Below are 21,782 nucleotides of genomic sequence, written 5' to 3'. Positions count from 1 at the left end.
AGCCCATAACGACAACAAGAGAATCGAACCGAGATGCCTGTACCCGATCTGTTCGCCGAGGGCCTGGCCCGCGGCTGGAAGACCTACGACGGCTCGCGCCTGGAAGACGACCTGACCCTGGAAGCCGACGTCGCCATCGTCGGCACCGGCGCCGGCGGCGGCACTACCGCGGAGATTCTCAGCGCCGCCGGCCTCAAGGTGCTGCTGATCGAGGAAGGCCCGCTGAAGACCAGCCGCGACTTCAAGCTTCAGGAGCCCGAGGCCTACGCCAGCCTCTACCAGGAAGGCATCGGGCGGATGAGCAAGGACGGCGCCATCACCATCCTCCAAGGCCGCGCAGTGGGCGGCACCACCCTGGTGAACTGGACCTCCAGCTTCCGCACCCCGGCGCAGACCCTCGAGCACTGGGCCCGCGAGCACGCCGTGCAGGGCCATGGTGAAGCCGAGATGGCGCCCTGGTTCGCGAAAATGGAGGAACGCCTCGGCGTGGCCCCTTGGGCGCTACCGCCGAACCCCAACAACGGCGTGCTGCGCGCCGGCTGCGAGAAGCTCGGCCTGCACTGGAAGGTCATCCCGCGCAACGTGCGCGGCTGCTGGAACCTCGGCTACTGCGGGATGGGCTGCCCGACCAACGCCAAGCAGTCGATGCTGGTCACCACCATCCCGGCGACCCTCGAACGGGGCGGCGAGCTGCTCTACCTGGCGCGCGCCGAGCGCCTGCTGCTGGACGGCGAGCAGGTCAGCGGCCTCGAGTGCCTGGCCATGGACGCCCGCTGCGTGGCCCCCACCGGGCGACGCATCCGGGTCCGCGCACGGCACTACGTGCTGGCCGGCGGAGGCATCAACACCCCGGCGCTGCTGCTGCGCTCCGCCGCCCCGGACCCCCACGATCGGGTCGGCAAGCGCACCTTCCTGCACCCGGTGAACTTCTCCGCGGCGCAATTCGACACACCGATCAACCCCTTCTACGGCGCGCCGCAGTCGATCTACTCCGACCACTTCCAGTGGGACGACGGCGTCGCCGGACGGATGTCCTACAAACTCGAGGTGCCGCCGCTGCACCCAGCCCTGGCGGCCACCCTGCTCGGCCGCTTCGGCGAGGAGAACGCCCTGCGCATGGCCGAGCTACCGCGTACCAACGTGATGCTCGCCCTGCTGCGCGACGGTTTCCACCCGGACAGCCCGGGCGGCAGCGTGGAACTGCGCAGCGACGGCACGCCGGTGCTCGACTACCCGATGACCCCCTACGCCTGGGACGGCATCCGCCGGGCCTTCCACAGCATGGCGGAGATCCAGTTCGCCGCCGGCGCCAAGGCGGTGCTGCCGGTACACGCCGACGCCGGCTACGTGCGCAGCCTGGCCGAGGCCAGGGCGCTGATCGACAGCCTGTCCCTGGAGCTGTACCGCACCCGCCTGGGCAGCGCCCACGTGATGGGCGGCTGCGCCATGGGCGAGGATCCGCGTCAGGCGGTGGTGGACAGCCTCGGCCGCCATCACCAGCTGGAGAACCTGTCGATCCACGATGGCTCGCTGTTCCCCACCAGCATCGGCGCCAACCCGCAGCTCTCGGTGTACGCCTTCAGCGCCAAGCTGGCCAGCGCCCTGGCCGAGCGCCTCAAGGCCTGAATCCCCGCCCCATGCCGGCCGGGAGTGCGCTTGGCCGCCGCACCCCGGCTGCGCTACCATCCGACTCCCCCACGGACTCCGCCAGGACGTCACGATGAATCGAGTGCTTTACCCTGGAACCTTCGACCCGATCACCAGGGGTCATGGCGACCTGATCGAACGCGCCTCGCGGCTGTTCGACTCGGTGATCATTGCGGTGGCCGCCAGCCCGAGGAAGAACCCGCTGTTCCCGCTCGAGCAGCGCGTCGAGCTGGCCCGCGAGGTGACCAAGCACCTGCCCAACGTCGAGGTGGTCGGCTTCTCCACCCTGCTCGCGCACTTCGTCAAGGAGCAGAAGGCCAACGTGCTGCTGCGCGGCCTGCGCGCGGTCTCCGACTTCGAGTACGAGTTCCAGCTGGCCAACATGAATCGCCAGCTGGCCCCAGACGTGGAAAGCATGTTCCTCACCCCGTCCGAGAAGTATTCCTTCATCTCCTCCACCCTGGTGCGCGAGATCGCCTCCCTGGGCGGCGACATCTCCCAGTTCGTCCACCCGGTGGTGGCCGAGGCGCTGACCCGCCGCTTCCAGGGCTGACCCCGGGAACCAACCGGAGCGGCGCCGGGGTGCAAGGCGGGCGCCGATCCGGCACAATTCGCTCCCTGAGTGTCCCGATGCCACGCCCGGCCGGCCTGGCAGGAGTTATTCGATGTCCCTGAAAATCACCGACGACTGCATCAACTGCGACGTCTGCGAGCCCGAGTGCCCGAACGGCGCGATCTCCCAAGGCGAGGAGATCTACGTAATCGACCCCAACCTGTGCACCGAGTGCGTCGGCCACTACGACGAGCCGCAGTGCCAGCAGGTCTGCCCGGTGGACTGCATCCCCCTGGATGAGAACCACGTGGAGACCAAGGAACAGCTGATGGAGAAGTACCTGCGGATCTCCGGTCAGCTCTGAGCCCTCCGCCGCTGCGGGTCGCCCCGGGTCCCGCGGCCCCCTCTCCGCACCCGGCTCGCCCGGCGGGCCGCGCCGGTATCGGCCATACTGCAACGACTTCCCCGTTCCGGATCGACGATGAAACGCCTGTCGCTGCTGTTCCTCCTGCTGACCTTCAGCCTGGCCGGCTGGGCCGCCAACGGTCCCGGCAAGGCCGCGGTGGCCAGCGCTCATCCGGCGGCCAGCGTGGCCGGGCTGGAGGCGCTGAGCAGCGGCGGCAACGCCTTCGACGCCGCGGTGGCGATCAGCGCCGCCCTGGCGGTGGCCGAGCCCTATGGCTCAGGCCTCGGCGGCGGCGGTTTCTTCCTCCTCCGCCTGGCCGGCGAACCGGCCGAATACCGCTTCGTCGACGCCCGCGAGCGCGCCCCGCTGGCCGCCCATGCCGAACTCTACCGCCGCGCCGGCAAGGTCGACCCCAAGCTGTCCCTGGACGGCGCCCTGGCGGCAGCGATTCCCGGTCTGCCCGCAGCCCTAGAGCATCTCACCACGAACTACGGGCGGCTGAGCCTGGCCGACAACCTGGCCCCAGCGGTACGCCTGGCCCGCGACGGCATTTCGGTGGACCGCGTCTACCGCGAGCGCGCCCTGGCCCGCTTGGAGGCCCTGCGCGCCGACCCGGAAAGCGCCCGGCTGTTTCTCGACGCCGGCCAGGTGCCCGAGCAGTGGAGCCTGATCCGCCAGCCGCAGCTGGCGCGCACCCTGGAGCGCCTCGGCCGCTACGGGCGCAGCGGCTTCTACGCTGGGGAGACCGCCGAGCGGCTGGTCGCCGGGGTGCGTGCCGCCGGCGGCATCTGGAGCCTGCGTGACCTCGCCGAATACCGGGTGGTGGAGCGCCCGCCGCTGCGCGTCGCCCTCGCCGACGGCGGCGAACTGATCGGCGCGCCGCCGCCCTCCGCCGGCGGGGTGGCCCTGGCGCAGAGCCTGGGAATCCTCCAGCATCTGCCCTGGCAGCCGGCCGACCGGGTGCAGCGCAGCCACTACGTGATCGAGACCCTGCGCCGCGTGTACCGCGACCGCGGCCTGCTCGGCGACCCGGACTTCGTCGCCAACCCGCTCCGCCAGTTGCTCGATCCGGCCTACCTGAAGCGCCTGGCGGCAGGCATCGACCCGCAGCGCGCCACCCCGAGCAGTGCCCTGCCGCCGGCTCCGGCCTGGCACGAGGGCCAGCACACCACCCACTTCACGGTGATCGATGCGGAGGGCAATGCGGTGGCCGCCACCCTGTCGATCAACCTGCCGTTCGGTGCCGCCTTCACGGTGCCTGGCACCGGGGTGCTGCTCAACGACGAGATGGACGACTTCGCCGCCGACCCGGCCGGCACCAACGCCTACCGGCTGGCCGGCAGCCAGGCCAATGCCGTGGCCGCCGGCAAGCGCCCGCTGTCCAGCATGGCGCCGACCTTCATCGACAGCCCCGCGGGACTGGCCAGCTTCGGCACCCCGGGCGGCAGCCGCATCCCCAGCATGGTGCTGCTGGCCATCCTCGACCACCTGGACGGCCGCCCGGTGGCCCAGTGGCCGGCAACCCCGCGCTACCACCACCAGTACCTGCCCGACCGGGTGGAATACGAGCCGGGCGCCTTCAGCGCCGCCGAGCTGCAGGCCCTGGAACGCCGCGGCCAGCGCCTGGAGCGCCTGGAGCGGCGCTATGGCAACCTGCAGGTGCTGTTTTGGGACAAGGCGGCCGGGCGTCTGGAAGCGGCCAGCGACCCGCGCGGCATCGGCGAGGCCATGCTGCTGGAGGCCTGGCCACCCGCGGCGGCGCAACCGGCCGAGCGGCCGGCAGCCGCCGCCCGCTAGCGCGGGCTCAGTCGACGACGATCGGCGACTCGTCCTCGCTGACCGGGATGCGCCGCAGGCTGCGCAGGGTCTCGTGGCCTTCGCTGAGCAGCAGCACGTTGCGCAGGCTCTGGAAGATGCGGCTGGCGTAGCCCAGGTCGTTCATCAGCGAGCTGGTCTGCAGGCCGTCCAGCTCCTGACTGCGCACCATGGCGAACAGCCGCGCGCGGAAGGCCGCGTCGAAGTCTGCGGCGCGGTCGTCGATGGCCTGCAGGCGAGCCCGCCAGGCCTCGTCGTCGAGGTCGGCACGGGCCAGCTCGTAAAGGGCATGGAGCAGGGCCAGCAGGTGGCGACGCAGCTCCACGTAGGCGCTACGCGCCGGCGAAGGCGGCTGGTTCAGGTAGTGGCCGAGGTTCTTCTGCAGGTGCTTGGCGTCCTTGACCGCCTCCACCAGCTGCAGGGCGCCCACCTGGCAGGTCAGCCAGAACTGCTGGTGGGCCTCGTCGAGGTTCACCTCGAGACGCCCCATGAAGCTCAGCAGGTCGCCGTACACCCCCTTGATGTGCCGCTGGTAGAGGGTTTCGGCATCCAGGCCGCGAGACGCCGGGCACGCCTGCAGCAGGGCCTCGTCGCCCTGGGCGCGGGCCAGCTGATCGACCGGCAGGTAGAGGGCGTGGCAGATCACCTCCAGGCTCAGCCGGCCCAGGTGGCGCAGCTCCAGGGCCACCGCCCCGGCGGCGGCGTCGGCGCTGTCCAGGGCCCGCTCGCTGAGGTAGCGGGCGCGGGTGCGCTCCGGCTCCCGGTGGTCCACCGCCAGCTCGGTGATCAGCACCTGCGGCTCCGGACGCTCCGGCAGCCAGCGCACCAGCGCCCTGGCCAGACGCCCCTGCAGCGGCCAGAACAGCAGCACGCCCATGGTGTTGAACAGGGTGTGGAACAGCGCCAGCTGAATCAGGCTGTTGTCGCCCAGGCCGAAGGCCGAGGTGAGGGCCAGCACCAGCCAGGTCAGCGGGCCGAGCAGGAGGAAGGCCAGCACCCCGGTGACCAGGTTGAACAGCACATGGGCCAGGGCCAGGCGCTGGCCGCTGCGGTTACCGCCCAGGGAGCCGACGAAGCCAGTGGTGACGCTGCTGCCGACGTTGGAGCCGATGGCGATGGCCAGACTCTGGCCCAGCTCCAGCTGGCCGCCGGCCAGGGCCGCGAGGGTCAGCATCAGGGTCGCGTGGCTGGACTGCAGGACCACGGTGACCGCCATGCCGATGGCGGTGAACAGCAGGGCGCCACGCAGGCCGTCGGCCTGGTAGCCGGTCAGGTCCAGGCCCTCGCCGAAGCTGGCGAAACCGTCCTTGATCTGGTCGATGCCGAGGAAGATGAAGGCGATGCCCAGCACGATGCGCCCGCCGGCCTTGCTGGCCGGGCCGTTGAAGCCGGCCAGCACGCCGAATACCAGCAGCGGCAGGGCCAGAGGGCTGAGGCTGAGGTTCTGCCCGGCCATGGCCAGCAGCCAGATGCCGCTGGTGGCCCCCAGATTGGCGCCGAGCAGAATGGCGATGCCGCCGGCCAGCTGGATCAGCCCGGTGCTGATGAAGGCGATGGTCAGCAGCGACACCAAGGTGGTGGACTGCAGCAGCATGGTGCCGCCGATGCCGAACAGCATGCCCTTCAGCGGTGTCGCCGTGCTCCTGCCGAGCCACTGCTCGAGACGGCTGCCGGCCAGCTGGCGCAGGCCCTCCTCCAGGCACTGCATGCCGAACAGGAACAGCGCCAGGCCGGCGCACAGCTGCAGCCAACCGGCGCTGGCCCAGAACGACCAGCCCAGGGCGAGGCCGATCAGGAACAGCACGCCGATGTGCAAGTAACGTTTCACGTCCCCTGCTTCTCCACTACCGAAAAGACCCGCGATTAGAGCACAGCACGGCGGTGGCTGGGACGGGTGGATGGCCACGAAAAAGCCCCCGGCGCTCGCGCGTCGGGGGCTGGCCGGCAGGCCGGGCGAAAATCAGTCGTGCTTGTAGCCGCTGCTGGTGCAGCCCAGGCAGCGCACGAAGGCCTCCTTGCCAGGCTCGATCACCAGGGCCTGGCCGGCTTCCTTGACGTTACCCCCCAGGGCGCTGAACGGCAGGGACACCAGAAACACCCCGGTGCCGATGATGGTGCCGGCGATCAGCAGCGGCCGGGCGATCAGCAGGTCGCCGGCCATGGCGTAGCCGGACGGGGCCTCGACGGTGTACAGGGGATCGCCGCTGGCATTCTCGGAAACCGCCGCCCCGGCATTCGCCGGCAAGGTCAGCAGACCGGTGGTCAGGGCCATTACAGCAGCTGTTGCGCGAAACAGATTCATGGGGCGGTCCTTCGGTGTCTGTTTTTGTAGGGTGGCAGTTCGCTAACTATAACAGCGCTGCGCGAGGTGTCAGCGTGACGGCCTTCAATCGCCGTGAAAGGCGTAGTGCGGCTTCTTCGGCACGAAATCCCGGTAGAAATCCAGGATCCGCCGCATGTCGCCGGCCTCGTCGCCGGTGGGCTGGAAGGCCGGGCCGATCACGATGCGCCGCCCCGGGTAGTCGAGAGCGGCGAGCACTACCGGCACCCCGGCGCCGCGGGCGATGTGGTAGAAGCCGGTCTTCCAGCGCTCCACCTTCTTGCGGGTGCCCTCCGGGGAGAGCACCAGCATGAACTGGCGCTGCTGGCGGAATGCCTGGACGGCCTGATCGACCACGTTGGACTGCCGGTCGCGGCGGATCGGCACGCCGCCCCAGCGCTTCAGCAGACCGCCGAACGGCCAGCGGAAGATGCTGTGCTTGCCGAACCAGCGAGCGTTGAGGCGCAGCATGAACTTGGCGGCGAGGAAGATCACGAAGTCCCAGTTGGAAGTGTGGTGGGCGCCGATCACCACGAACTTGTCGAGCGCCGGCAACTCGCCCTCGATGCGCCAGCCCATGATCCGGAACACGGTACGGCCGACCCACTCGGCGAAGGGATTGGGAGGGAGGTAGTTGGTGTTGTCCACGGTCTTGTTCTTGGAATGGTTACGACGGGCTGCCGGGCGCCGACTCAGCGCTGGCAGCGCGGGCAGTATACGCTGGCACGCTGGCCGAGTCTGGTCTCCCGCAGGGTGCTGCCGCAGCTCTTGCAGAACTCCCCGGCGCGCCCGTAGACGAACAGTTCTTGCTGGAAGTAGCCGGGCTTGCCGTCGCCGCCGACGAAGTCGCGCAGGGTGGTGCCACCGCACTCGATGGCCTGAGCGAGGATCCGCTTGATCGCCTCGCCCAGGCGCAGGTAGCGGGCCCGAGCGATGGAGCCGGCGGGACGCCGCGGATCGATGCCGGCGGCGAACAGCGCCTCGGTCGCGTAGATGTTGCCGACCCCGACCACCACCGCGTTGTCCATGATGAAGGGCTTCACCGCCAGTTGCTTGCCACGCGACAGCTGGTACAGGCGCTCGCCGTCGAACTCCTCGCCGAGGGGCTCGGGACCGAGCCGGGCGAGCAGCTCGTGGTGCAGCGGGTCCTGGCTCCAGAGCAGCGCACCGAAGCGTCGCGGGTCGGTGTAGCGCAGCGCCAGGCCGGACTCCAGCTCGATATCCACGTGCTCGTGGCGGCCCGCCGGCAGACCGCACTCCACCAGACGCAGGCTGCCGGACATGCCCAGGTGACCGATCAGGGTGCCGCTCTCGGCGCGGATCAGCAGGTACTTGGCGCGCCGCTCCACGGCCTGAATGCGCTGTCCGGAGAGGCGCACGTCGAGGTCCTCGGGGATCGGCCAGCGCAGGCGCCGCTCACGGACCAGCACGCGGCTGACGCGCTGGCCCTTGAGGTACGGCTCGATGCCTCGGCGGGTGGTTTCGACTTCGGGCAGTTCGGGCATGGACTCGGGACTCAGTAGCGGCTCAGTTCGCGGATGCTTTCCTTGAGGTTCTCGAAGTCGTACTCGGTGAGGCCGACGTAGTCGAGCACCAGTTCGCGGATCGCCTCCCATTCCAGGTCGACGTCCTGATCGGCGAGCACCCGGTAGGACTCGCAGATGTGCTCGGCCATCTTGAGGATCGCCAGGAGGTTCTTCAACTGCACGTCGCGACCGCTGTCCTCGGCGAACAGGGCGCGGCAGTTGTGGTGGTAGGCGATGGCCTCGCAGAGGTGCTGCGGCAGGTTCCAGGAGCGCGCCGTGTAGTAGCCGACCACCGCGTGGTTGGTATTGAGCAGGCGGTTCTCGGTGTCGACGATGCGACGCTCGGCACTAGCGCTGGCATAGGACTCCTCGAGCACCGTCATGTACTGCGGGAAGCGCTTGAGCATCAGCGGGATGCCGCAGTTGTGGAACAGGCCCAGGGAGTAGGCTTCGTCCACCGCCTCGCAGCCGATGCGCTTGGCCAGGGTCAGGCAGGTCATGGCCACGTCCTGGGCGTTGTCCCAGAAGCGGTTGAGGGTGACGATGGTCTCGTCGCTCATCTCGCTCTTGATCGACAGCGCGTTGATCATGTTGATCACCGAGCGGCTGCCCAAGAGGTTGACCGCGTGCTGGATCGAGCCGACGCGGTTGGCCAGGCCGAAGTAGGGCGAGTTGACGATCTTCAGCAGGGCCCCGGAGAGTCCCGGGTCCTGGCCGATCAGACGGGCGATGGTCTTCAGGTCGGGGTTGGGCATGACCTGCTCCATCTGCAGGTCGACCATGATCTGCGGCTGCGGCGGCACGCTGATGCCCTGCAGCACCTGTTGAATCAGTTCGGGGGAAAGTTCCTGGCTCATCGTGACTGCTCGATGTGAAGCGCGCAGTCTAGCAACTGTGCGCCATTTCACCCACGGGCAATGCGCCCGGCGCGGGCACGTCCCTCCCCTATCGGCCTGCCGGCGCGGAAGTTGAGGGATCGAAGCGCGGCGCTTTCCGGCGGATGGGGCGTCGGTCGGCCGGGCTTGCTCTATAATCGCGCTCTTTTCCCCGGAGTCCTGTCCATGTCGCTGCCCAGCCTGCGCCTCAAAGCCAATGCCGACCGCCGCCTGCGCGCCGGCCACCTGTGGGTCTTCAGCAACGAGGTCGATGTCGCCGCCACGCCTCTGACGGCCTTCCAGCCCGGCGACCTGGCCCAGCTGGAGGCGGCCAACGGCAAGCCGCTGGGGGTGGTCGGGGTCAGCCCGAACAACCTGATCTGCGCGCGCCTGCTGTCCCGCGACGGCAAGCACGGCTTCGACAAGTCGCTGCTGGTACACCGCCTGAACGTCGCCCTGTCGCTGCGCGAGCGGCTCTTCGAGGTGCCCTGCTACCGCCTGGTGTACGGCGACTCCGACCTGCTTCCCGGCCTGGTGGTGGACCGTTTCTTCGACATCCTCGTGGTGCAGCTGGCCAGCGCCACCATGGAGCGCCACCGCGACGCGGTGATCGCCGCCCTGGTGCAGGTCCTCAAGCCCAGCGGCATCCTCTTCAAGAACGACTCCGCGGCGCGCGACGCCGAGGGGCTGGAGCGCTACGTGACGACCGTCCACGGCCAGGTGCCGGACTGGGTGGCCCTGGAGGAGAACGGTGTGAAGTTCCAGGCCCCGGTGCTGGCCGGGCAGAAGACCGGCTGGTTCTATGACCACCGTCTGAACCGCGCACGCCTGGCTTCCTACGTGAAGGGCAAGCGGGTCCTCGACCTGTTCAGCTACATCGGCGGCTGGGGCGTGCAGGCCGCGGTCTTCGGCGCCAGCGAGGTGATGTGCGTGGACGGCTCCGGCCTGGCCCTGGACGGCGTGGAGCGCAACGCCAGCCTGAACGGCGTGGCGGAGAAGATGACCTGCGTGGAAGGCGACGTGTTCGAGGCCCTCAGGGAGCTGAAGGCCGCCGAGGAGCGCTTCGACGTGGTGATCGCCGACCCGCCCGCCTTCATCAAGCGCAAGAAGGACCTGAAGAACGGCGAGGCCGCCTATCGGCGCCTCAACGAGCAGGCCATGCGCCTGCTCAGCAAGGACGGCATCCTGGTCAGCGCCTCCTGCTCCATGCACCTGCCGGAGGAGGACCTGCAGAACATCCTGCTGCAGAGCGCCCGCCACCTGGACCGCAACATCCAGCTGCTCGAGCGCGGCGGCCAGGGTCCGGACCATCCGGTGCACCCGGCGATCCCCGAGACCCGCTACATCAAGAGCCTGACCTGCCGGCTGCTGCCCAACGGCTAGGCCCCGCGGCTGCCGGTCGCACGGCCGGCAGCCCGTCCTGTCGCCTGCGCTGCTCCCCCGGCGCTTGCGCCGTCGGGCGCGGCGCTCATCTGCCGTCTATCCTGTAGTCACCTGCCACGCTCATCGCATCCCTGCAGTACCTGCCGGGACGCCAGCCGTGTCGCGGTAAGCCGGCCATGCGCGTCCCCGTCAGGCGATGACGACCCAGTGCAGACGAGGGCCGGCCCCGGGCGGGCAGGCCAGGGCTTCATCCAGGCGGACCTGCGCCAGCGCGGTCCGGGCCAGATCATCGGGGAGAGATATGGCTGGGGATAAGGCGTTCCTGCAGTTCATCCAGGTCAAGAAGACCTACGACCACAGGACCCTGGTGGTCAAGGACTTCAACCTCGAGGTGGCCAAGGGCGAGTTCATCACCCTGCTCGGCCCCTCCGGCTCCGGCAAGACCACCTGCCTGATGATGCTCGCCGGCTTCGAGGACGTGACCAGCGGCGAGATCCTCATCAACGGCCGCCAGGTCACCAGCATCCCCCCCTACGAACGCAACATCGGCATGGTCTTCCAGCAGTACGCGCTGTTCCCGCACATGACCATCCGCGAGAACCTCGCCTACCCGCTGAAGATCCGCAAGCAGCCCCGCCAGGCGATCAACGCCAAGGTCAACGAGTACCTGGCGCTGGTCGAGCTGCAGGACTTCGCCAACCGCTACCCCGGGCAGCTCTCCGGCGGCCAGCGGCAGCGCGTGGCGCTGGCCCGCGCGCTGATCTTCGCCCCGGACATCGTGCTCATGGACGAACCCCTGGGCGCCCTGGACAAGAAGCTGCGCGAGCAGATGCAGTTCGAGATCAAACGCCTCCACGAGCAGCTCGGCTTCACGGTGATCTACGTCACCCACGACCAGACCGAGGCGCTGACCATGAGCGACCGCATCGCCGTGTTCAACCAGGGCATCGTCCAGCAGTGCGCGCCGCCCCACGTGCTCTACGAGCGCCCGGCCAACCTGTTCGTCGCCGATTTCATCGGCGAGAGCAACAAGCTCAGCGGGCGCATCGAGGCAGTGGACGATCAGGAGGTCAGCGTGCGCCTCAGCGACGGCGCCCTGGTGCGTGCGCGCAAGGCCAACTGCACCCAGGTGGGCCAGCCGACCACGGTGTCGGTGCGCCCGGAGAAGCTGACCTTCACCGACCGCCTGGGCAATGCCGGCAACCAGGTCCGCGCGCGCTTCCTGACCAGTCACTACGTCGGCGAATACATCCGCTACCACTTCGCAACCGCCGACGGCACCGAGCTGGTGGTGAAGAACATGAACGACAGCTCGGCCCCGCGCCTGGAGCCCCAGCAGGAGATCTCCCTGGCCTGGCTGCCCCAGGACAGCCAGGCGCTGGATCGCCCGGAGGCGCCGACCCCAAGCTGACCAGGATCACCCCCGCAATGGCAATGGAGCACAACAACAATGGCTAGATCATTGACCACCAGCGTTTCCGCGTTCGCCCTCACGGCCGCCCTGGCAATGGCCTCCTTCGGCGCCGCCGCGCAGGATTCCCTGACCGTGGTGTCCTGGGGCGGCGCCTATGGCGCGGCGCAGAAGAAGCACGTCGTCGACCCCTTCCAGAAGGACACCGGGGTCAAGGTGCTGTTCGAGGACTACACCGGCGGCGTCGCCGAGATCAAGGCGCAGGTGGAGTCCGGCAACATCCAGTGGGACGTGGTCGACTTCGAGGTGATCGACCTCGAACGGGCCTGCTCCGAAGGGCTGCTCGAGGAGCTCCCGCGCGACTTCCTGCCGGCCGGCGTGGACGGCACCCCGGCCGAGCAGGACTTCATCCCCGAGGCCCTGGCCAGCGAGTGCGCGATCGGCAACATCGTCTGGTCGGTGGTGTTCGCCTACAACGAGCGGACCATCGGCAGCGTCAAGCCGGAGACCATCAAGGACTTCTTCGACACCGCGAAGATCCCCGGCAAGCGCGCCATGCGCAAGCGTCCGCAGGTCAATCTGGAATGGGCACTGATGGCCGACGGCGTGCCGCCGGCGGAGGTCTACGAGGTACTCGCCACCCCGGAAGGCCAGCAGCGCGCCTTCGACAAGCTCGCCAGCATCAAGAAGGACTTGGTCTGGTTCGACTCCTGGTCGCAGGCCCCGCAGCTGCTCAACGATGGTGGCGCGGTGCTGGTGCAGTCGGCCAACGGGCGCTTCTACGACTCCATCCGCCAGGAGAAGAAACCCTTCGTGATCGTCTGGGACGGCCACGTCTACGACCTGGATGCCTGGGCCATCGTCAAGGGCACCCCGAAGAAGGACCTGGCCATGCAGTTCATCGCCTACGCCACCGGCTCCAAGCCGCTGGCCGGCATGCCGGACGTGGCCTACGGTCCGACCCGCAAGTCGTCCATGCCGCTGGCCGATCAGACCGCCGCGCCGCACCTGCCCACCGCCCATCTGGACAAGGGCATCAAGGCCGGCTCGGAGTTCTGGGCCGACCACGGCGAGGCGCTCGGCGAGAAGTTCAACGAGTGGCTCCTGAACTGAACCGGCAGCCGTCCCATCCTCGCGGCGGGGCGGCCTGAGGAGAAGCCATGCCTGCCCGCGGCGCCCTTCTGCATTCCCTGACCGCCCAGGAAGCCGGCCAGGCCGCCCGTGCCCGGCGGCGCAAGCGGCTCACCGCCCTGCTGTTCGTGCTGCCGCTGCTGCTGTTCATCCTCCTGGCCTTCGTCGCGCCCATCGCCAGCATGCTCTGGCGCAGCGTCCACCACCCCACGGTCAGCGAACTGATCCCGCGCACCATTGCCGAACTGCAACGCTGGGACGAGCACGGCCTGCCCGACGAGGCCAGCCTCGCGGTATTCGCCGAGGAGCTGCACGCCCTGGCCAGGAAGCGGCAGTCCGGGCGCCTGGCCGAGGAGCTGAACCGCGCCTTCTCCGGGATGTCCAGCGTGGTCAAGAGCAGCGCCCGGCAGCTCGGCCGTCTCCAGCCGGAACAGCTCGCCACGGACGGCGTGCCGACCCTGCTCAAGGCTCACCGCAACTGGTCGCGCAGCGAGGTGTGGTACGCCATCAAGCGCGCCGGCATGACCTACACCTACGACTACTACCTGACCGCCCTGGACCTGGAGCGGCACCCGGACGAAGGCATCCGCCCCCGCGATACCCAGATCTACCTCAAGCTGTACAGCAAGACCCTGACCCTGGCGCTGATCATCACCCTGCTCTGCGCCCTGCTCGGCTACCCGCTGTCCTACTACCTGGCCAGCCTGCCGGAGAACCGCGCCAACCTGCTCCTGGTGCTGGTCCTGCTGCCGTTCTGGACCTCCCTGCTGGTGCGCACCACGGCGTGGATCGCCCTGCTGCAGACCAACGGGGTGATCAACTCCACGCTGCTCGCCAGCGGCCTTCTCGACGAGCCCCTGGAGATGCTCTACACCTCCTTCGCCACCGTGGTGGCCATGACCCACATCCTCCTGCCGTTCATGGTCCTGCCGCTGTACAGCGTGATGCGCGGCATCGACCCCAGCTACCTGCGCGCCGCCCTGAGCCTTGGCGACCGGCCGCTGCCGGCCTTCGCGCGCATCTACTTCCCGATGACCCTGCCGGGGCTGAGCGCCGGGGCGCTGCTGGTGTTCATCATCTCCGTGGGCTACTACATCACCCCGGCGCTGGTCGGCGGCACCGACGGGCAGATGATCAGCAACCTGATCGCCTTCCACATGCAGTCGTCGAACAACTGGGAGCTGGCCGCCGCCCTAGGCTCGCTGCTGCTGGCGCTGATCCTGCTCCTCTACTGGGTGTACGACCGCTTCGTCGGCGCCAGCAACATCAAGTTGGGCTGAAGGATGAACAGCACTCCCGCCTACTATGGTTTCTGGCAGCGCCTGGGCCGCCTGCTGCTCAAGCTCGGCTCCTGGCTGGTGCTGCTGTTCCTGATTCTGCCGATCCTGGTGATAGTGCCGCTGTCCTTCAACAGCGAGCCTTTCTTCAGCTTCACCGAGGGCATGCTCACCCTGCAGCCAGAGGCCTATTCGCTGCGCTGGTACCAGGAGGTGTTCACCGACCCGCGCTGGATCCTGGCGATCAAGAACAGCTTCATCATCGGCATCTTCGCCACCCTGCTGTCCACCGTGCTGGGCACCTGCGCGGCGGTGGGCCTGGCCCGCGAGGAGATGCCCCTGCGGCGCTTCATCACCGCCCTGCTGCTGTCACCGATGATCGTTCCGCTGATCATCACCGCCGCCGGGATGTTCTTCTTCTATTCGGACTTCGGCCTGGCCGGCACCTACCCCGGGGTGATCATCGCCCACGCGGCCCTGGGCACCCCCTTCGTGATCATCACCGTGACCGCCACCCTGGTGGGCTTCGACTACTCCCTGGTGCGCGCCGCGCTGAACCTGGGCGCCACCCCGCTGCGGGCGTTCTTCGACGTGATCATGCCGCTGATCCGTCCGGGGGTGATCTCCGGCGCGCTGTTCGCCTTCATCACCTCCTTCGACGAGGTGGTGGTCATCCTGTTCATGGCCGGACCGCAGCAGCGCACCATCCCCCGGCAGATGTTCTCGGGGCTGCGCGAGCAGATCAACCCGAGCATCCTGGCGGTGGCGACCCTGCTGATCCTCACCTCCATCGCCCTGCTGGTGACCCTCGAGCTGCTGCGCCGGCGTGCCGAACGGCTGCGCCTGGCGCCGGCCGAGTAGACCGGCGATCCCCCCGCCCTTCCGCGCCCCGACCGCCTGGGATTAGAATCGATGTTTCCCTGCCCCATCCCAGGCGGACTGACGAGCCCGGCCGAGCCGCCAGCGGCGATCCCGCGCAGCCTCCCGGCCCCACGCCCCGGCAACCTTCACTTGCATTTGCCAGCGGCCCGTGGCGCGCTCACCATACGCATAACCAGCGGGCCCGAATGCCCGCGTCGTGATTAGCCTCCGCAGGACCAGCCACCATGCCCGATTACCGCTCGAAAACCTCCACCCACGGCCGCAACATGGCCGGCGCCCGCGCCCTGTGGCGCGCCACCGGGATGAAGGACGAGGACTTCAAGAAGCCGATCATCGCCGTCGCCAACTCCTTCACCCAGTTCGTGCCCGGCCACGTGCACCTGAAGGACCTCGGCCAACTGGTCGCCCGCGAGATCGAACAGGCCGGCGGCGTGGCCAAGGAGTTCAACACCATCGCCGTGGACGACGGCATCGCCATGGGCCATGACGGCATGCTCTATTCGCTGCCGAGCCGCGAGATCATCGCCGACTCCGTGGAGTACATGGTCAACGCCCACTGCGCCGACGCGCTGGTGTGCATCTCCAACTGCGACAAGATCACCCCCGGCATGCTGATGGCCGCCCTGCGCCTGAACATCCCGGTGGTGTTCGTCTCCGGCGGCCCGATGGAAGCCGGCAAGACCAAGCTGGCCAGCCACGGCCTGGACCTGGTGGACGCCATGGTGATCGCCGCCGACGACTCCTGCTCCGACGAGAAGGTCGCCGAGTACGAGCGCAGCGCCTGCCCCACCTGCGGCAGCTGCTCCGGCATGTTCACCGCCAACTCCATGAACTGCCTGACCGAGGCCCTGGGTCTGTCGCTGCCGGGCAACGGCTCCACACTGGCCACCCACGCCGACCGCGAGAAGCTGTTCCGCCGCGCCGGCCGGCTGATCGTCGAGCTCTGCCAGCGCTACTACGGCGAGGGCGACACCAGCGTGCTGCCGCGCTCGATCGCCAGCTTCAAGGCCTTCGAGAACGCCATGACCCTGGACATCGCCATGGGCGGCTCGACCAACACCATCCTGCACCTGCTGGCCGCCGCCCAGGAGGCCGAGGTGCCCTTCACCCTGCGCGACATCGACCGCCTGTCGCGTCGCGTGCCGCAGCTCTGCAAGGTGGCACCGAACACCCAGAAGTACCACATGGAGGACGTGCACCGCGCCGGTGGCATCTTCGCCATCCTCGGCGAGCTGGCCCGCGGCGGCCTGCTGCACACCGACGTGCCGACCGTGCACGCCCGCAGCCTGGCCGAGGCCATTGCCCAGTGGGACATCACCCAGACCAGTGACCCCGCCGTCCACGAGTTCTTCAAGGCCGGCCCGGCCGGCATCCCGACCCAGGTGGCGTTCAGCCAGGACAGCCGCTGGCCGAGCCTCGACCTGGACCGCGCCGAGGGCTGCATCCGCTCCGTGGAGCGCGCCTACTCCAAGGAAGGCGGCCTGGCGGTGCTCTACGGCAACATCGCCGAGGACGGCTGCGTGGTGAAGACCGCCGGCGTGGACGAGTCCATCCTGGTCTTCGAAGGCAGCGCGAAGATCTACGAAAGCCAGGACGCCGCGGTGAAGGGCATCCTCGGCGACGAGGTGAAGCCTGGCGACGTGGTGATCATCCGCTACGAAGGCCCGAAAGGTGGCCCGGGCATGCAGGAAATGCTCTACCCGACCAGCTACCTGAAGTCCAAGGGCCTCGGCAAGCAGTGCGCGCTGCTCACCGACGGCCGCTTCTCCGGCGGCACCAGCGGCCTGTCCATCGGCCACGCCTCGCCGGAAGCCGCCGCTGGCGGCGCCATCGGCCTGGTCCGCGACGGCGACCGCATCCTCATCGACATCCCCAAGCGCAGCATCAACCTGCTGGTGTCCGACGAGGAACTGGCTGCACGCCGTGCCGAGCAGGACAAGAAGGGCTGGAAGCCGGCGCAGCCACGTGCCCGCCGCGTCAGCACCGCCCTCAAGGCCTACGCCCTGCTGGCCACCAGTGCCGACAAGGGCGCGGTGCGCAACAAGGCGCTGTTGGAAGGCTGAACCCGCCGCCAAGGAAAAGCCCGGCCCATGCCGGGCTTTTTCGTTCCCCCGCCCCGCCGCGATCCACCCGCCCTGCGGGCCACCGGCGGCTCGGGTAGAATCGCCGTTTTTTCGCAGTCGGTCCCCCCCATGACTTCCCTGGAACAGCCCCCCGTCACCGAACCCCGCAACGAACTCCTCTACGGCCTGGACGACCGTCCGCGCCCGCTGGCTGCGCTGCTCGCCGCCCTGCAGCACCTGCTGGCGATCATCGTGCCCATCGTCACCCCCGGCCTGCTGATCTGCCAGGCGCTGGGCGTCTCGCCGCGCGACACCAACCTGATCGTCTCCATGTCCCTGCTAGTCTCCGGCATCGCCACCTTCGTGCAGTGCCGGCGCTTCGGCCCGTTCGGCGCCGGGCTGCTGATCGTCCAGGGCACCAGCTTCAACTTCGTCGGCCCGCTGATCGCCGGCGGCACCCTGATGGTCGGCCAGGGCACTCCGGTGGAGACGGTGATGGCGGCGATCTTCGGCGTGGTGATGGCCGGCGCCTTCGTGGAGATGGGCGTGTCGCGCATCCTGCCCTTCGTCAAGCGGCTGATCAGCCCGCTGGTGACCGGCATCGTGGTGCTGCTGATCGGCCTGACCCTGATCAAGGTCGGCCTGATCAGCATGGGCGGCGGCTTCGCGGCCATGGCCGACGGCAGCTTCGCCAACGGCGAGAACCTGCTGCTGTCCGGCTGCGTGCTGGCGATCATCGTGGTGCTCAACCGCATCCCGCTGGTCTGGCTGCGCAGCTGCGCCATCGTCATCGCCCTGCTGGCCGGCTACCTGCTCGCCGCCTGGCTGGGCCGCCTGGACTTCGCCGGCCTGGAAGAGGCTCCACTGTTGCAGGTGCCCAGCCCACTGCACTTCGGCCTGGGCTTCTCCTGGGCGCTGTTCGTCCCCATGCTGGTGATCTACCTGGTCACCTCGCTGGAGGCCATCGGCGACGTCACCGCCACCAGCAAGGTGTCCCGGCAGCCGGTGGAAGGCCCGCTGTGGATGCAGCGGATCAAGGGCGGGGTGCTGGTCAACGGCGCAAACTCGCTGCTCGCCGGCCTGCTCAATAGCTTCCCCAGCTCGATCTTCGCGCAGAACAACGGGGTGATTCAGCTGACCGGCATCGCCAGCCGCCACGTCGGCCTGTGGATCGCCGCGCTGCTGGTGCTGCTCGGCCTGTTCCCGGCGGTGGCCGGGGTGCTGCAGGCGATCCCCGAGCCGGTGCTCGGCGGGGCCGCCCTGGTGATGTTCGGCGCGGTGGCCGCCTCGGGCATCAACATCCTCGCCGGCACCCGCCTGGACCGCCGCGCCCTGCTGATCATCGCGGTCAGCCTGGCCCTCGGCCTGGGCGTCTCCCAGGTGCCGGAGTTCCTCGCCCACATGCCGGCGGCGCTGCGCGCCGTGCTGGAGTCGGGGGTGGCCACCGGCGGCCTGTGCGCGCTGCTGATGAACTGGTTCCTGCCGGACCGGCCAGCCGCCGAGCGCTGAGCGGCGATTTCGATCCTTTCCCAATGGCCCGGCTTCTGCCGGGCCATTGCTATTCGTGGGCCAGCTCGGCGCTGATCTCGCCGGGACAGGCGCTCCACGTCGTTGCCGAACACCTCCCGGGGCCTTGAGGTCGGGCCCTTGGCGCCAGCAGCTGGCCCACTGCGGCGGCGTAGCCGGGGTAGGCAGCGCCGATCAGGTCGCGGGTGGCATGCTTGAAGTCCTTGCCCTGGATGCGCTCGGCTTCCCGCAGGGCGAGGTTCTTCACACCCTGCCGGGTGCGCAGCAACAGTGACACCGCACCCTGGGCCACGCAGCTGCCGACCAACCTGCAGCTGAGCTGGCATGACGTATGCACTTTATTCCCCCATGATGCGGCGAACCTGCCTGACGATCTGTATACAGCCCATGTTCGGATGGCCATTCGCGGCCATCCCCACGAGCCGCTGATCGGGGAGCGCGACGGCCTGCTGCTGGCCAATCCGGGCGGTGCCGGAGCGCGCCGATTCCGCCTGCCGATCAACGTCGCGCGGCTACATCCGGCGGTCGGCCGAGTACACGCAGAACTGCTTGAGCTGTGCACGGTGCGCCAGTCTGGTGCACCTGGCACCCCCAGGCGCCATTCGTCGCCTCACGGATTCCTGACCGAAGCGTCAGAGACCTTTTCGCCGAATTTTTCTGTTGTTTAAAGCAGTAATGCCGGAGATCGAAACCGATCGTCGCATTTAAAAATGTATACAAGATACTGGAAAAATACGCGCATGTTTGTCTACAGTGGCCGGCACAAGAACAACAGCAGCGAGAAGCCCCACCATGACTGTCTCCTCCGCAAGCCCGTCTCCGGTGCAGCGTCCGGAAGATGAAAACCTCGGAATCGGCGCCAACCTCGCCTACGGCCTGCAGCACGTGCTGACCATGTACGGCGGCATCGTGGCGGTGCCGCTGATCGTCGGCCAGGCCGCGGGGCTGTCGCCCGCCGACATAGGCCTGCTGATCGCCGCCTCGCTGTTCGCCGGCGGCCTGGCGACCCTGCTGCAGACCCTCGGCCTGCCTTTCTTCGGCTGCCAGCTGCCACTGGTGCAGGGTGTGTCCTTCGCCGGGGTGGCGACCATGATCGCGATCCTCGGCGGCAACGGCGCCGGCGGCATGCCGGTGGTGCTCGGCGCGATGATCGGCGCCTCGCTGATCGGCCTGCTGATCACCCCGGTGTTCTCGCGGATCACCAAGTTCTTCCCGCCGCTGGTCACCGGCATCGTCATCACCACCATCGGCCTAACCCTGATGCCGGTCGCCGCGCGCTGGGCGATGGGCGGCAACAGCCAGGCGGCGGACTTCGGCAGCATGGCCAACATCGGCCTGGCAGCCTTCACCCTGGGCACCGTGCTGCTGCTCAGCAAGCTGGGCAGCGCCAGCATCTCGCGGCTGTCGATCCTGCTCTCCATGGTGATCGGCACTCTGGTGGCCATGGCCTGCGGCATGACCGACTTCTCCGGGGTGCTGGAAGGCCCGCTGGTGGCCATGCCCACTCCGCTGCACTTCGGCATGCCGGAGTTCCAGGTCGCCGCCATCCTGTCGATGCTGATCGTGATCATCGTCACCCTGGTGGAAACTTCCGCAGACATCCTCGCGGTGGGCGAGATCATCGGCACCAAGGTGGATTCCCGGCGCCTCGGCAACGGCCTGCGCGCGGACATGATCTCCAGCTCCCTGGCGCCGTTCTTCGGCTCCTTCACCCAGAGCGCCTTCGCCCAGAACGTCGGCCTAGTGGCGGTCACCGGGGTGAAGAGCCGCTACGTGGTGGCCACCGCCGGGCTGATCCTGGTGACCCTCGGTCTGCTGCCGGTGATGGGCCGGCTGATCGCCGCGGTACCCACCGCGGTGCTCGGCGGCGCCGGCGTGGTGCTGTTCGGCACCGTGGCGGCCAGCGGCATCCGCACCCTGTCCAAGGTGGACTACCGCAACAACATGAACCTGATCATCGTCGCCACCTCGATCGGCTTCGGGATGATCCCGATCGCCGCGCCGAACTTCTACCACCACTTCCCGGACTGGTTCGAGACCATCTTCCACTCCGGGATCAGCTCGGCGGCGATCATGGCGATCCTCCTCAACCTGATCTTCAACCACCTGAAGGCCGGCAACTCGGACCAACAGTCGGTGTTCGTCGCCGCCAGCGAGCGCACCCTGCGCTACCAGGACATCGCCATGCTGAACGACGGCGACTACTTCCGCGACGGCAAGCTGTACGACGCCGAGGGCCACGAGGTGACCATCGTCGATGCCGACGAGCACGCCCCGGCCTCCGAGGCGCAGCCGCGGGTCAGCGGCCCCACCCCGACCGCCACCAGCCCTAGCGGCGGCTGAGCCGGGGCCGGGCGCTCCCGGGCCACGAGCCGCCGGGGCTACGGCGCCCTACTTGCGGTCCCACACCTCGAAGGCATACGCCGGCGTCCCCTCGCCGGCCGGATGCTCGATGCTCGACGCCAGGTGCCAGTCAGCCGCGTCGAAGGCCGGGAAGAAGGCATCCCCCGCCGGGCTCAACGCCACCCGGGTCAGGTACAGGCGCTGGGCCAGCGGCAGCGCCTCGGCATACAGCTGCGCCCCGCCGATCAGCATGATCTCCTCGGCCTCCTCCGCGCGGGCCCACTGCTCGGCGCGGGCGATGGCCGCCGACAGCGAGGCGAAGACTTCCGCCCCCTCCAGACGCAGCCCCGCCTGGCGGCTGACCACCAGGTTGAGGCGCCCGGGCAGCGGCCGGCCCAGGGAATCCCAGGTCTTGCGGCCCATGATGATCGGCTTGCCGAGGGTCAGCGCCTTGAAGTGCCTGAGGTCGGCGGGCAGGTGCCAGGGCAGGCGGTTGTCGATACCGATCACGCGGTTCTCGCCAAGGGCGGCGATCAGCGCCAGGGGCAGACGGGTTTCGCTCATGGGATCTCCTGAGAATCGAAGGCTAAGCGCCGGCGCAGCATACCAGCCCGGTCCGGCGA

The 21,782-nt window shown here is 68.7% G+C and carries 20 protein-coding genes; 13 read left to right on the top strand and 7 right to left on the bottom strand.

Annotation, left to right across the window (positions count from 1 at the left end):
- Positions 1 to 33: 33 nt before the first annotated feature.
- The 4 genes from H165_RS0108610 to ggt all read left to right on the top strand — a co-directional run bounded on the left by H165_RS0108610 (position 34) and on the right by ggt (position 4,403).
- Positions 34 to 1,626: a GMC family oxidoreductase gene (locus H165_RS0108610; protein WP_017938523.1), complete on the top strand. Its 1,593-nt coding sequence runs from the start codon at positions 34 to 36 to the stop codon at positions 1,624 to 1,626.
- A 94-nt stretch (positions 1,627 to 1,720) separates the two neighbouring features.
- Positions 1,721 to 2,200 carry a pantetheine-phosphate adenylyltransferase gene (gene coaD / locus H165_RS0108605; RefSeq protein WP_017938522.1) on the top strand — a complete coding sequence of 160 codons (480 nt, stop codon included), beginning with the start codon at positions 1,721 to 1,723 and terminating at the stop codon, positions 2,198 to 2,200.
- 112 nt (positions 2,201 to 2,312) lie between these two features.
- Positions 2,313 to 2,564 carry a YfhL family 4Fe-4S dicluster ferredoxin gene (locus H165_RS0108600; RefSeq protein ID WP_017938521.1) on the top strand — a complete coding sequence of 84 codons (252 nt, stop codon included), beginning with the start codon at positions 2,313 to 2,315 and terminating at the stop codon, positions 2,562 to 2,564.
- A 117-nt stretch (positions 2,565 to 2,681) separates the two neighbouring features.
- The gene (gene ggt / locus H165_RS0108595; RefSeq protein WP_017938520.1) at positions 2,682 to 4,403 is read left to right on the top strand and encodes a gamma-glutamyltransferase; all 1,722 of its coding nucleotides are present in this window, start codon (positions 2,682 to 2,684) and stop codon (positions 4,401 to 4,403) included.
- Between the two features lie 7 nt (positions 4,404 to 4,410).
- Here the strand turns inward: ggt and H165_RS0108590 are convergent, their stop codons facing one another.
- From H165_RS0108590 to H165_RS0108570, 5 genes are all read right to left on the bottom strand, one after another.
- Positions 4,411 to 6,249 carry a Na/Pi cotransporter family protein gene (locus tag H165_RS0108590; RefSeq protein ID WP_017938519.1) on the bottom strand — a complete coding sequence of 613 codons (1,839 nt, stop codon included), beginning with the start codon at positions 6,247 to 6,249 and terminating at the stop codon, positions 4,411 to 4,413.
- A gap of 132 nt (positions 6,250 to 6,381) precedes the next feature.
- Complete coding sequence (locus H165_RS0108585; protein ID WP_026146479.1) at positions 6,382 to 6,723, bottom strand: hypothetical protein; 342 nt, start codon at positions 6,721 to 6,723, stop codon at positions 6,382 to 6,384.
- An 84-nt stretch (positions 6,724 to 6,807) separates the two neighbouring features.
- A complete protein-coding gene (locus H165_RS0108580; RefSeq protein WP_017938517.1) occupies positions 6,808 to 7,389 on the bottom strand; it encodes a lysophospholipid acyltransferase family protein in 582 nt (193 codons plus the stop codon).
- A gap of 44 nt (positions 7,390 to 7,433) precedes the next feature.
- Positions 7,434 to 8,246, bottom strand: coding sequence for a bifunctional DNA-formamidopyrimidine glycosylase/DNA-(apurinic or apyrimidinic site) lyase (gene mutM / locus H165_RS0108575; protein WP_017938516.1), 813 nt, complete (start codon positions 8,244 to 8,246; stop codon positions 7,434 to 7,436).
- Between the two features lie 11 nt (positions 8,247 to 8,257).
- Positions 8,258 to 9,124, bottom strand: coding sequence for an HDOD domain-containing protein (locus tag H165_RS0108570; RefSeq protein ID WP_017938515.1), 867 nt, complete (start codon positions 9,122 to 9,124; stop codon positions 8,258 to 8,260).
- 204 nt (positions 9,125 to 9,328) lie between these two features.
- Here H165_RS0108570 and H165_RS0108565 point away from each other — a divergent pair, with 204 nt between their 5' ends.
- The 7 genes from H165_RS0108565 (at position 9,329) to H165_RS0108535 (ending at position 18,798) form a co-directional block, all read left to right on the top strand.
- Positions 9,329 to 10,525: a class I SAM-dependent rRNA methyltransferase gene (locus H165_RS0108565; RefSeq protein ID WP_017938514.1), complete on the top strand. Its 1,197-nt coding sequence runs from the start codon at positions 9,329 to 9,331 to the stop codon at positions 10,523 to 10,525.
- A 301-nt stretch (positions 10,526 to 10,826) separates the two neighbouring features.
- Positions 10,827 to 11,936 (top strand): ABC transporter ATP-binding protein, encoded by a 1,110-nt coding sequence (locus H165_RS0108560; protein WP_017938513.1) that lies wholly within the window; start codon positions 10,827 to 10,829, stop codon positions 11,934 to 11,936.
- A 39-nt stretch (positions 11,937 to 11,975) separates the two neighbouring features.
- A complete protein-coding gene (locus tag H165_RS0108555) occupies positions 11,976 to 13,049 on the top strand; it encodes an ABC transporter substrate-binding protein (protein WP_026146478.1) in 1,074 nt (357 codons plus the stop codon).
- A 68-nt stretch (positions 13,050 to 13,117) separates the two neighbouring features.
- Positions 13,118 to 14,347: an ABC transporter permease gene (locus H165_RS0108550; RefSeq protein ID WP_026146477.1), complete on the top strand. Its 1,230-nt coding sequence runs from the start codon at positions 13,118 to 13,120 to the stop codon at positions 14,345 to 14,347.
- A 3-nt stretch (positions 14,348 to 14,350) separates the two neighbouring features.
- Positions 14,351 to 15,205: an ABC transporter permease gene (locus tag H165_RS0108545; RefSeq protein ID WP_017938510.1), complete on the top strand. Its 855-nt coding sequence runs from the start codon at positions 14,351 to 14,353 to the stop codon at positions 15,203 to 15,205.
- A 245-nt stretch (positions 15,206 to 15,450) separates the two neighbouring features.
- Complete coding sequence (gene ilvD / locus H165_RS0108540; RefSeq protein ID WP_017938509.1) at positions 15,451 to 17,289, top strand: dihydroxy-acid dehydratase; 1,839 nt, start codon at positions 15,451 to 15,453, stop codon at positions 17,287 to 17,289.
- 129 nt (positions 17,290 to 17,418) lie between these two features.
- Positions 17,419 to 18,798: a nucleobase:cation symporter-2 family protein gene (locus H165_RS0108535; protein ID WP_017938508.1), complete on the top strand. Its 1,380-nt coding sequence runs from the start codon at positions 17,419 to 17,421 to the stop codon at positions 18,796 to 18,798.
- Positions 18,799 to 18,847: 49 nt separating this feature from the next.
- Here the strand turns inward: H165_RS0108535 and H165_RS19755 are convergent, their stop codons facing one another.
- Complete coding sequence (locus tag H165_RS19755) at positions 18,848 to 19,084, bottom strand: hypothetical protein (protein ID WP_169333525.1); 237 nt, start codon at positions 19,082 to 19,084, stop codon at positions 18,848 to 18,850.
- Between H165_RS19755 and H165_RS19130 the strand changes: the two genes are divergently transcribed.
- Both H165_RS19130 and H165_RS0108525 read left to right on the top strand, forming a co-directional pair.
- Positions 19,074 to 19,484, top strand: coding sequence for a metallophosphoesterase family protein (locus H165_RS19130; protein WP_169333524.1), 411 nt, complete (start codon positions 19,074 to 19,076; stop codon positions 19,482 to 19,484). The two genes, H165_RS19755 and H165_RS19130, sit on opposite strands and share 11 nt — an antisense overlap.
- Before the next feature lie 124 nt (positions 19,485 to 19,608).
- Positions 19,609 to 21,159 carry a nucleobase:cation symporter-2 family protein gene (locus H165_RS0108525; protein ID WP_040640608.1) on the top strand — a complete coding sequence of 517 codons (1,551 nt, stop codon included), beginning with the start codon at positions 19,609 to 19,611 and terminating at the stop codon, positions 21,157 to 21,159.
- A 48-nt stretch (positions 21,160 to 21,207) separates the two neighbouring features.
- On the opposite strand, the gene H165_RS0108520 is transcribed toward H165_RS0108525, so the two are convergent.
- A complete protein-coding gene (locus H165_RS0108520; RefSeq protein WP_017938505.1) occupies positions 21,208 to 21,723 on the bottom strand; it encodes a dihydrofolate reductase in 516 nt (171 codons plus the stop codon).
- Positions 21,724 to 21,782 lie beyond the last annotated feature (59 nt).

Origin of the sequence: Pseudomonas thermotolerans DSM 14292 (assembly GCF_000364625.1) — a bacterium.
GTDB classification, from domain to species: domain Bacteria; phylum Pseudomonadota; class Gammaproteobacteria; order Pseudomonadales; family Pseudomonadaceae; genus Aquipseudomonas; species Aquipseudomonas thermotolerans.
Note: the sequence above shows the minus strand (reverse complement) of the source record. Positions and strands in the feature narration are given on the sequence as shown.